The 9,536-nt window shown below is 71.6% G+C and carries 6 protein-coding genes; 1 reads left to right on the top strand and 5 read right to left on the bottom strand.

Annotation, left to right across the window (positions count from 1 at the left end; all coding sequences use genetic code 11):
- Positions 1-88: 88 nt before the first annotated feature.
- The 5 genes from ABZ656_RS17995 to ABZ656_RS17975 form a co-directional block, all read right to left on the bottom strand.
- The gene (locus ABZ656_RS17995; RefSeq protein ID WP_360269025.1) at positions 89-1,639 is read right to left on the bottom strand and encodes an acyl-CoA synthetase; all 1,551 of its coding nucleotides are present in this window, start codon (positions 1,637-1,639) and stop codon (positions 89-91) included.
- Positions 1,636-2,748, bottom strand: a complete 1,113-nt coding sequence (locus ABZ656_RS17990) for a nitronate monooxygenase family protein (protein WP_101407242.1) — start codon at positions 2,746-2,748, stop codon at positions 1,636-1,638. Before ABZ656_RS17990 ends, ABZ656_RS17995 begins: the two co-directional genes overlap by 4 nt.
- 158 nt (positions 2,749-2,906) lie before the next feature.
- Positions 2,907-4,466 (bottom strand): NAD(P)/FAD-dependent oxidoreductase, encoded by a 1,560-nt coding sequence (locus ABZ656_RS17985; protein ID WP_101407243.1) that lies wholly within the window; start codon positions 4,464-4,466, stop codon positions 2,907-2,909.
- 246 nt (positions 4,467-4,712) lie between these two features.
- Positions 4,713-6,989, bottom strand: a complete 2,277-nt coding sequence (locus ABZ656_RS17980; protein ID WP_360269022.1) for a serine/threonine-protein kinase — start codon at positions 6,987-6,989, stop codon at positions 4,713-4,715.
- A gap of 62 nt (positions 6,990-7,051) precedes the next feature.
- Entirely contained in the window at positions 7,052-7,849 is a 798-nt protein-coding gene (locus tag ABZ656_RS17975; protein ID WP_360269089.1) for an oxygenase MpaB family protein, read from the bottom strand.
- A gap of 636 nt (positions 7,850-8,485) precedes the next feature.
- Here ABZ656_RS17975 and ABZ656_RS17970 point away from each other — a divergent pair.
- Complete coding sequence (locus tag ABZ656_RS17970; RefSeq protein WP_360269019.1) at positions 8,486-9,445, top strand: LysR family transcriptional regulator; 960 nt, start codon at positions 8,486-8,488, stop codon at positions 9,443-9,445.
- Positions 9,446-9,536 lie beyond the last annotated feature (91 nt).

The raw sequence follows: 9,536 nt of genomic DNA, 5'->3' as shown, positions 1-9,536 counted from the left end.
GACCCGCGTGGGCGAGCACCGCTGACGGCAGCGGGGTGGGCCCCGCCCGCGCGGGCGGGGCCCACCCCGGTCACACCCCGCTCCGATGTCACACCGCTCGCGTACGGCCCTCCCAGTGGGGATCCCGCAGCCGCCGCTTGTACAGCTTCCCGTTCGGGTCGCGCGGCATCGACTCGATGAAGTCGACGCTCTTGGGGCGCTTGTACCCGGCGAGCAGGCGCTCGCAGTGGCGGAGGATGTCGGCGGCGAGGGCCGGGCCGGGCTCATGGCCCGAGGCGGCCTCGACGACGGCCTTGACCTCCTCGCCCCAGTCGTCGTGCGGGATGCCGAAGGCGGCCGCGTCGGCGACGGCGGGGTGGGAGAGCAGCGCGGCCTCGATCTCGGCCGGGTAGATGTTGACCCCACCCGAGATGATCATGTCGATCTTGCGGTCGCGGAGGAAGAGATAGCCGTCCTCGTCAAGACAGCCCAGGTCACCGACGGTGAAGAAGTCGCCGATGCGGTTCTTCTTCGTCTTGCTCTCGTCCTTGTGGTACGAGAATCCGCCGGTGTTCATCTTCATGTAGACGGTGCCGAGTTCACCGGGCGGCAGCCGGTTGCCGTCGTCGTCGAAGACCGCGAGTTCGCTGATGGGCCAGGCCTTGCCGACCGTGCCGGGCTTCTTCAGCCAGTCCTCGGTGGTCGCGAAGGCGCCGCCGCCCTCGCTGGCCGCGTAGTACTCCTCGACGCTGTGGCCCCACCACTCGATCATGGCCCGTTTCACATGGTCCGGGCACGGAGCGGCACCGTGGATGGCGTGCCGCATCGAGGAGACGTCGTAGCGCGCCTTCACCTCGTCGGGGAGTGCCAGCAGCCGGTGGAACTGGGTCGGGACCATGTGGGTGTGGGTGCAGGCGTGGGCGTCGATGACGCGGAGCATCTCCTCGGGCGTCCACTTGTCCATCAGCACCAGACGGTGACCGATGTGCAGGGAAGCGCCCGCGAACTGGAGTACCGCGGTGTGGTAGAGCGGCGAGCAGACCAGGTGCACGTTGTCGTCGTACGGCCTGATGCCGAAGATGCCGAGGAAGCCGCCGAGGTACGACTCCTCGGGGAGCTTGCCGGGGAGCGGGCGCCGGATGCCCCGGGGGCGGCCCGTGGTGCCCGAGGTGTAGTTCATGACCCAGCCGAGGGTGCGGTCGGCGGGCGCCGAGTCGGGCTGTGCGCCGAGGAGTTCGGCATACGGCCTAAAGCCCGCCACCGTGCCCACCGCGTACCGCTGCGCGGCGGGAAGTTTCGCTTCGTCGGCGGCGTGGCGGGCGGCGTCGGCGAACCGTTCGTGGGCGATCAGCACCTTGGCGCCCGAGTCGGAGACGATCCAGGCGATCTCGGGGCCGACGAGGTGGTGGTTGACCGGCACCAGGTACAGGCCCGCCTGGGAGGCGGCGAGGTAGGCGACGAAGAACTCGACGCCGTTGGGCAGGACGACCGCGAAGGCGTCGCCGCGTTCGAGTCCCGCGGCGCGCAGACCGTGGACGAGTTGGTTGGCCGCGGCGTGCAGCCGGCCGGCGGTCCACTCGTCCCCGTCCGGGGTGACCAGGACCGTCCGCCCGGGGTCGGCTGCGGCCTGGGCCCAGAAGCCGTTGGGTGAGGTGCTCATGACTGTTCGCCCCTTCCCGCGATCCGGTTGACGCGGTCGACGGCTCGCTCGAAGCCGCTCGTCAGGTCGTCGAAGACGGCCTGGACACTGCGCTCGCTGTTCATCCGTCCGACGATCTGCCCGACCGGTGTCCCGAGCAGCGGTTCCACCTCGTACTTCTGGATCCGGGAGACCGCCTCGGCCACCAGCAGCCCCTGGAGCGGCATGGGGAGCGTGCCGGGGCCGTTCGGATCGTCCCAGGCGTCGGTCCACTCGGTTCGCAGCTGGCGGGCGGGTTTGCCGGTCAGCGCGCGCGAGCGGACGGTGTCGCCGGACCCGGCGGCGAGCAGCTTGCGGGTCACGGCGGGCGAGTGCATGTCGGCTTCCGTGACGGTCAGCCACAGGGAGCCGAGCCACACGCCCTGGGCTCCGAGGCTGAGGGCGGCGGCCACCTGCTGTCCGCTGCCGATGCCGCCCGCCGCCAGTACGGGCAACGGGTCGACGGCGTCGACGACTTCGGGGGTGAGCACCATCGAGGCGATCTCGCCGGTGTGGCCGCCGGCCTCGTAGCCCTGTGCGACGACGACGTCGATGCCCGCCTCGGCGTGTTTGCGCGCGTGCCGGGCGCTGCCCGCGAGGGCCGCGACGAGCACCCCGCGCTCATGGGCGCGGTCGACGACGTCGGCGGGCGGTGAGCCCAGCGCGTTGGCGAGCAGTTTGATCGGGTAGTCGAAGGCGACGTCGAGCTGGGTGCGGGCGACCTGTTCCATCCAGCCGGTGATGCGCCAGCCGGACGCCTCGCCCTCGGCGAGTTCGGGCACGCCGTACTTGGCGAGGGTGTCCGTGACGTACTGCCGGTGCCCTTCGGGGATCATCGCCTCGACGTCGGCCTCCGTCACCCCCTCGACCTTCTTCGCCGGCATGACGACGTCCAGGCCGTACGGTTTGCCGTCGACGTTCGCCTCGATCCAGTCGAGGTCGCGTTTGAGGTCGTCGGGGGCGGTGTAGCGGACCGCGCCGAGCACCCCGAACCCGCCCGCGCGACTGATGGCCGCGGCGACGGCGGGAAACGGCGTGAAGCCGAAAATGGCGTGCTCGACTCCCAGTCTCTTGCTCAGCTCCGTCTGCATGGCCGCAGAATGCCGCAGTCCTCCGGACGAGGGAAGGCCTTTTCTGATGCTCCGTCAGATTTCTGGCCAGCCCTTCGGCGGAGTTCCGAGCCACACCCCGCTCACCAGCGTCGATGAGGCACCGCCCGTTTCCTGCGACCTGATCCGCCGGACAGGCGCTAGTCGTCCCCGCCCTCCAGTACCGCCATGGCCGCGTTGTGCCCGGGCACTCCGCTCACGCCCCCGCCGCGCACCGCGCCCGCCCCGCACAGCAGGACGTTCGCGTGCCGGGTCTCGACGCCCCAGCGGCCCGTGCCCTCCTGGGCGTACGGGAAGGCGAGGTCGCGGTGGAAGATGTTGCCGCCGGGCAGCCGCAGGTCGCGCTCCAGGTCGAGCGGGGTCTTCGCCTCGATGCAGGGGCGGCCGTCCGCGTCGGTGGCCAGGCAGTCGGCGAGCGGTTCGGCGAGGTGCGCCTCCAGCTGCACCAGCGTCGACTTCAGCAGCTCCGTCCGTACGGCGTCGTTGTCCCGCTCGAACAGCCGGGCGGGCGTGTGGAGGCCGAAGAGGGTGAGGGTCTGGTAGCCCTGCTCGACCAGGTCCTGGCCGAGGATGCTCGGGTCGGTGAGGGAGTGGCAGTAGATCTCGGAGGGCGGCGCGGTGGGCAGCTCGCCGGACGCGGCCTGCGCGTGGGCGGTCGCCAACTGCTCGTAGCCCTCGGCGATGTGGAAGGTGCCGGCGAACGCCTCGCGCGGGTCGACGGAGGTGTCGCGCAGCCTCGGCAGCCGCTTGAGCAACATGTTGACCTTCAGCTGGGCGCCCTCGGCGGGGGTGGGCGGTTCGTCGCCGGTGAGGTGCGCGAGTTCCTGCGGCGAGGCGTTCACGAGGACGTGCCGGGCCGGAACGACGCCCTCGCCGTCCGCGGTGCGGTAGGTGACCTCGGCGGCCCGCCCGTCGGTCTCGATGCGCACCGCCTCGTGGCCGGTGACGATCACCGCGCCCGCGGCGCGCGCCGCCGCGGCGATCGCGTCGGTGAGGGCGCCCATGCCGCCGACCGGCACGTCCCAGGCGCCGGTGCCGCCGCCGATCACGTGGTAGAGGAAGCAGCGGTTCTGGCGCAGGGACGGGTCGTGGGCGTCCGCGAAGGTCCCGATGAGCGCGTCGGTGAGGACCACACCGCGTACGAGGTCGTCGGTGAAGTTCTCCTCCACGGCGACACCGACCGGCTCCTCGAAGAGGACCCGCCAGGCCTCCTCGTGGTCGATGCGGGCGCGGAGTTCCTCGCGGGTGGGGAGCGGTTCGGTGAGCGTCGGGAAGACCTGCTGGGCGACATGGCCGGTCATGCCGTAGAAGCGCTGCCAGGCCTCGTACTCGCGGTCCGAGCCGGTCAGACGCGCGAAGGCCTCGCGGGTGCGGCGCTCGCCACCGCCGACGAGCAGGCCGGTGGGCCGGCCGTCGCGTTCGACCGGTGTGTACGAGGACACGGTGCGGCCACGCACGCGGAAGTCGAGGCTCAGATCCCGCACGATCTTCCGGGGCAGCAGGCTGACCAGGTAGGAGTAGCGCGACAGCCGCGCGTCGACTCCGGCGAACGGCCGGGTGGACACGGCGGCGCCGCCGGTGCTCCCCAGGCGCTCGAGCACCAGCACGGACCGGCCGGCCCGGGCCAGGTAGGCGGCGGCGACGAGACCGTTGTGGCCTCCGCCGACGATCACGACGTCGTATCCCTCGTGTGCAGGCATGGTTCTTCGTAGCACGCGATGATCTAGAACGGCCAGAGGTACGCGGCACCCGGCGGGCATCCGGACGGGGCGCCGCCGCCCGCCCCGGCGCGGGGGCGGGGGCGGGGCCGCCCGGGAGCCGACCGCCCTATGGCCGGCGCCGCCCGGGAGCCGACCGCCCTATGGCCGACGCCGCCCGGGAGCCGACCGCCCTATGGCCGACGCCGCCGCTCGACCAGGGCGAGCACAACCCTGCACGAGAGCCCCTCAGCCTCCCCGTGCCGCCCGCTGCTGGCGTAACGCCGCCACCCTCCGGTACAACTCCACCGCCTCCTGGCCCCGGCCCAGCTGTTCCAGGCAGTGTGCCTCGTCGTTGCGGCTGGCCAGGGCGTCGGGGTGGTCGGGGCCGAGGACGCGTTCCCGGGCGGTGGCGACGCCCCGGTACTCGGTGAGGGCGTCCGACCAGCGGCCCAGCCAGCCGAGGCCGACCGCGACCTCGCGACGGCTGACGAGGGTGTCCGGGTGGTCGGGGCCGAGGACGCGCTCACGGATCGCCCACACGTCGCGGGACTCGGCGAGCGCCTCCTCCCAGCGCCCCATCCGGCCCAGGTTGACGCCGAGGCCGTGCCGGGCGCGCAGGGTCTCGGGGTGGTCGGGGCCGTGCACCCGGGTGCGGTCGTCGATCAGGTCCCGGTACAGCTCCAGGGCCTGCGCGCTGCGGCCGAGCCGGCCGAGGCTGATGCCGACCTCGTAGCGGGCGGAGAGGGTGTCCGGGTGGTCGGGGCCGAGGGCCTGGGCCCGTGCCTCGGCCACTTCCCGGTAGGTCGCCAACGCCTCGGGCCAGTGCCCCAACTGACCGAGAGCGTATGCGACTTCGTACCGTGTCACGAGCGTGTCGGGGTGGTTCGCACCGAGCACCCGGGTCCGCGCGGCGGCGACCTCGCTCGCCATTCGGTACGAGTCCTCCAGGCGGCCCAGCCTGCTCAGGTTGAAGGCGAGGTTGTGGCGGCAGCGCAGGGTGTCGGGATGGTCGGGGCTCATCGCGCGCTCCCGGGCGGCGAGCACCTCGATGTACGCCTGGTGCGCCTCGAAGTGGCGGCCCAACTGACCCAGCACGTACGCCATTTCCTGGCGGGCGGCCAGGGTGTCGGGATGGTCGGGGCCGAGCGCCCGCTCCCTGCCCTGGGCGACCCGCGCGTACTCGCGCAGCGCTTCGGCGGCGCGTCCGGTGCGGCTGAGGGTGAAGCCGACCTCGTAGCGGCTGGCGAGGGTGTCGGGGTGGTCGGGGCCGAGGACGTGCTCGCGTTCGGCGGCGACCGCGCGGTGCACCTCACCCGCCTCGGTCCAACGTCCGAGCCGCCCGAGGCTCAGTCCGGCGTTGTGCCGGCCCGTCAGGGTGGTGAGCAACTCCGGGGAGGGCGTCGGGAGTTCGACGCGCTCCGGCGCCTCCGGTACGGACGTGGCCGGGCGCGCCGTCCATTCACCGGTCAGACCCGCCGCCGCGTCCGGCAGGGCGCCGCCCAGTCGACCACCGGTCGCCTTGTGGCCGGTGGTCATGCCCCGGGTCCAGGAGGGCAGCCGGGGTTCACGCGAGGAAGAGGGCGAGGGAGCCCTCCTCGACGGCTCCAGCATCCGCTGCTCACGGGCGGGACGGCCCACCGCGGGGGACACGACCGTCGGCACGTACACCGGAGTCGTACGCCCCGTGCTGATCCGCCGGCCGAGCTCGCGCGCGTCCTGCGGGCGCCGCTCCGGCTCCTTGGCCAGCAGATCCAGGATGATCCGCTCGAAGTACTCGGGGAGCTCGGCGCGGTGGTGGCGCGGCGGCTCGGGAGGCGTGTCACGGTGGCCGACGAGGATCGCCCACGCGTCGTCCAGGTCGAACGGCGGTGCCCCGGTGGAGATTTCGTAGAGCACACATCCGAAGGAGTACAGATCACTGCGCTGGTCGACCTGGGCACCGCTGATCTGCTCCGGCGACATGTAGTGCGGGGTGCCCATCGCGATGCCGGTGCCGGTCAGCCGGGCCGTGAAGCCGATGTCGTGGCCGAGGCGCGCGATGCCGAAGTCGCAGATCTTCACCGTGCCGTCGGTCAGCCGCATGATGTTGGCGGGCTTCAGGTCGCGGTGCACGATGCCCTGTTGGTGGGTGTAGGCGAGGGCGCCGGACACCTGGTCGGCGATGTCGACGACATCGGTGACAGGGAGCGGATGCTGCTTGTTGTCCTCCAGGAGCTGGCTGAGGTTGCGGCCCTCCAGCAGCTCCATGACCAGGTACAGCACGCCCTCCGACTCGCCGAAGTCGTGCACCACGGTCACCCCGCGGTGTTGCAGCGCGGCGGCCACCCGGGCCTCGCGCCGGAATCTCTCCCGCAGCACACGGGTGAACGACTGATCGTGGTGCGGGCCGAGCGGTTTGAGGCACTTCACGGCCACCTGCCGGCCCAGCGACTCGTCGCGGGCGCGCCACACCTCACCCATACCTCCCCGCCCGATCAGATCGAGCAGTCGGTACCGGCTCTGGATCAGCCTGGTCTCCGCCATCTCGTGCGATCGCCCCCGTCGCTGCTCGCCGCGCCCTCCCCTGGCTCGTCCAGTATGGCGAGTTATCTGCCGACTTTGTACGGCGCCGGTCGGGAGCCGGGGCCGAGCCGCGCCATGGCCCGCAGAATGTGTTTGGGCGGGAGTTGCCAGCGAAGACGTGCGGGAACGCAGCGCAGCACGGTGCCCGTGACACGCAGGCGCCGGGTCACAGCGGAGGGGGCTGGTGCGGGTCTGCCGTACAGCTCGTGGGCGTACGGCGGCAGAGCGGCGTACGCCAGATGCGCCACGCGCCGCCACAGCAGGGCGCGCGCCGGGACGAGCAGCGGGTGGGTCGGCGGGCACGACAGGAAGTCGTCCACGTCGCGCGCCTCGGGCCCGGCGGCGAGCTCCGGCAGCACCTTCTCGAAGTAGGCCGCCAACTCCGCACGATTCGCCGGCACGTCGGCGGGGTCGAGGCCCACCAGGCGTGCGCTGACCCGGTGTTCGTCGATGTACCGGTCGGCGTGCGCGTCCGTCAACGGGAACCCCGAGCGGCGCAGGACGTGCAGATAGGAGTCGATCTCGGCGCAGTGCACCCACAGCAGCAGCTCGGGCTCGTCGATCCGGTACCGCTCCCCCGTGTCCGGATCGGTGGCCTTGAGCAGGGTGTGGATCTTCCGGACCCGGGCGCCGGCCTTCTCGGCGGCGTCGGTCGTGCCGTACGTCGCCGTGCCGACGAAGTTCGCGGTGCGCATCAGGCGGCCCCAGGCGTCGCGCCGGAAGTCGGAATTCTGCATGACGCCCCGGACCGCACGGGGGTGCAGGGCCTGGAGGTAGAGCGCGCGGATCCCGGCGACCCACATCATGGGGTCACCGTGCATCTGCCAGGTCACCGAGGAGGGGCCGAACAGTCCCTGGTCACCCGTGCGAGGCGTGTCCACCCTGCCAGTGTGACTCCTGGAGCTGCGGGAAACCATGCCGCACTCCGACCCGAACGGGCCGCCGCCCACCCACCCGGCGGAAAGAGTCGGAGGGGCCGCCTCTGCGGCGGCACTCCACTGGCGTCCGTTGGCTGACACCATCCGCTATCGGTCACAGCCGCACGCTGACCGGCAATCTGGCCGCCGATTCGGCATCAACCGGGAGATCTGACAACGGCGAACCCGGCTCGATGACCTCAACGCCCGGTCTCGCTCGCACCGTTGCTGCCGAATCTCGGCGCTTTGGCCGTGAGTCCTGGGGGAGGTTTCAGTGCTCCTTGCGAGGCGTTCGCTGCACCGGTTCCGTCGTCATGGCCGAGCGTCTTCGTGCGGTTGCGAAACTGTCTGCGGAGATGGTGCAGTGGGCAGCCTCTGCCACCCTCGACACCGCAGTTCCTGCGTCCCTTCGATGCCACCCGCGACGCGCTGACCACTGGCCCCCAGGTCGATGCCCGTCTGCTGACCCCGCGATGAACCACGGCTAGAGTCGCCCGGTGACCGCGGACGGCAGGAGCGTCGAGACGAGGAGCCCGGACGATGGACCTGGAGCTTCGGCATCTACGGACCTTGTGTGCGATCGCCGACGCCGGGAGTCTGGGGCGAGCCGCGGCACTCCTGAAGTACTCGCAGCCGGCGATGAGCACCCAACTGCGCCGGATCGAGCGGCTCTTCGGTGAGGACTTGTTCGTGCGTACCACGTCGGGAGTCGAGCCGACCCGGTACGGCCTTGAGGTCCTGACTCAGGCGCGCGACATTCTGGCCCGGGCGGATGCCATCAGGCGCCGTCCGGCGGGGGACGGCGTCGGAGCACCCCGGGTCCTGCGCCTTGCGGCGACCAACTCCCCCGTCCTGTCCGGCATGGTCGTCCGTATACGCAGCCGGAGGCCTGATCTCACGCTGACGGTGAGCAGCGTCTACCCGTCGTCGGAGATAGTCGAGCACTTGGAGAAGGGCGAGCTGGACGCCGCGATCGCCGCGGACTACCCCGGAATGGAACTCCGGCACTCCGCGGCCGTGGCGCATCGCGAGATCGTCAACGAACCCGCGTTCGTAGCCCTGCCCGCCGGTCACCGGCTCAAGCACCGCATGGAGGTCCCCCTCGCCGAACTCGCCGACGAGGCCTGGTTCCTGACCCCCGACGACGGTGCCGGCTGGCCGGGCGTGTTCTACGCGGCCTGCGCGGCAGCCGGGTTCACGCCCGCGGCCGTCCATGAGTACCTCGGTGACCGGCTCCAGCTCCAGGACATGATCGCCGAGGGACTCGGCGTCTCCATCGTGCAGGCTACGACCCGGCCGAACCAGGGCGTGATCGTCAAACCGCTGTCCGGCACACCGCTGTGGACCCGCTATCTGCTCGCATGGCGCCGCGACCAGGTCACGGAGGACATCACGGAGACACTGTTCAGCTCCGCGCACGCGTCCTACCGCGATCTCATCACGCGGTCGGCGCACTTCCAGGCATGGGCGGCGCAGGCATTCCATCTGCCGCGCTCCTAGGTCCTGTCGTCAAATTCCCGTCGTCGCCCGGAGGGCGGCTCCGCGGCGTCAGGTGCGTGCTCTCGGCGTGCCGGGCCCTGACCCTCGTACT

Origin of the sequence: Streptomyces sp. NPDC007095, assembly GCF_040634475.1 — a bacterium.
Lineage (GTDB): Bacteria > Actinomycetota > Actinomycetes > Streptomycetales > Streptomycetaceae > Streptomyces.
Note: the sequence above shows the minus strand (reverse complement) of the source record. Positions and strands in the feature narration are given on the sequence as shown.